Below are 1,468 nucleotides of genomic sequence, written 5' to 3' on the forward strand. Positions count from 1 at the left end.
GCGCTGACCCAGACCCGCACGGCGGTCGACGAGCTGTCCCGGATGGCCGCCGACCTGCGCACCACCGTCGGGCAGTTCACCTACTGAGCGGACCGCCGGTCGGGGCGGGTGGGACCGCTGCGGTCGCCACCCGCCCCGCACATTCACCGGATGGCTTTGTCGACGTGCCATGTCGACGAAGCAGAACCCGTCACCGACCTCTTTCGCCGCGCCCTGAAGGAAAGTCAGGAACCAGGCCGCCAGCAATTCTCCGGCGATGACACCGTCGATCACCGACCCCCGAATAGCGAACTGAGCATCATTGTGAGGACGACATGAGCACGAACCGGACAGCACCGCGGGCACGATATGGCGTTCGCGGGGCCATCCTGACCGTCGGCGCCGCCGGCATGCTCGCGGCGGGCGCGGTCGGTGCGCTGGGTATGGCCCAGCTGCTGTTCGCCGGGGACACGCTGGAGGAGGTCAACGCGCTCAACGGGGCGCTCAGCACGATCCAGGATGTCGAGACCTCGAACTCCGACGTCACCGGCTGGCAGGCCTCCTACGCCTGGGACACCCGCCGCCTCGGTGGCATGGCGGCAGTCGCCGACGACAACGCCAATCGCGCCGGCTTCCTCGACAGTGCCGAGCGGCTGCGCGGTCACCTGGCCGCGATGCCGACGGAGGTGCTCACCGAGACGGAGCGGACGACCTTCGCCACCATCGAGCAGCAGTGGGAGGCCTACTTCGAGGTCGACGACCAGGTGGTCGAGACCTACGCCATGAACACTCCGGACGCCCTCGAGGCCGGTGACGCACTGATCCTTGGTCCCGGGTGGGACGTCTACTTCGAGGTCTTCACGCTCACCGGCGAGTTGCGGCAATCGCTCGAGGACCGCGTGGAGAGCGCCACGGTCGCGGCGCAGGCCGCGGAGAGCCGCGCGCAGTGGGTGATGGCCACGGCGATCGCGCTCGGTCTGCTCGCCGCGCTGGGCCTGGCACTCGGCGTCTCCCGCCGAATCGTGCGTCCGCTCAACTCCGTGGTGGAGGTCGCAACGGCGCTCGCAGCCGGCGATCTGACTCGGACCACCGGTGTCCAGCGTTCCGACGAGGTCGGCCGTGCGGCCCTGGCTATCGATGCAGCGGTGGCCGAACTGCGGACGGTGCTGGGGACGGTGGCCTCGTCGGCGGATGCGGTGGCGGCCTCCTCCGAGGAGCTGTCGGCGTCCTCGGCGCAGATCTCGGCGGGTGCGGAGGAGACCAGTGCGCAGTCGGGTGTGGTGTCGGGTGCGGCGGAGGAGGTGTCGCGCAGCGTGCAGACGGTGGCGGCGGGTGCCGAGCAGATGGGTGCCTCGATCCGGGAGATCGCCAGCAACGCGGCGGAGGCCTCCGAGGTGGCGGCGCGTGCGGTGACGGCGGCGGAGACGACGACGGCGACGGTGGCGAAGCTGGGGGAGTCCTCGGCGGAGATCGGCAACGTGGTGAAGGT

The 1,468-nt window shown here is 70.3% G+C and carries 2 protein-coding genes; one reads left to right on the forward strand and one right to left on the reverse strand.

Annotated features, from left to right (window positions below; all coding sequences use genetic code 11):
• Positions 1-273, reverse strand: a 273-nt coding sequence (locus E9549_RS22765; RefSeq protein ID WP_236828881.1) for a hypothetical protein, incomplete at its 3' end; no start/stop codon positions are given.
• Positions 274-314: 41 nt separating this feature from the next.
• Between E9549_RS22765 and E9549_RS23885 the strand changes: the two genes are divergently transcribed.
• Positions 315-1,468, forward strand: a 1,154-nt coding sequence (locus E9549_RS23885; protein ID WP_304505825.1) for a methyl-accepting chemotaxis protein, incomplete at its 3' end; no start/stop codon positions are given.

It is taken from the genome of Blastococcus sp. MG754426 (assembly GCF_021699055.1).
Lineage (GTDB): Bacteria > Actinomycetota > Actinomycetes > Mycobacteriales > Geodermatophilaceae > Blastococcus.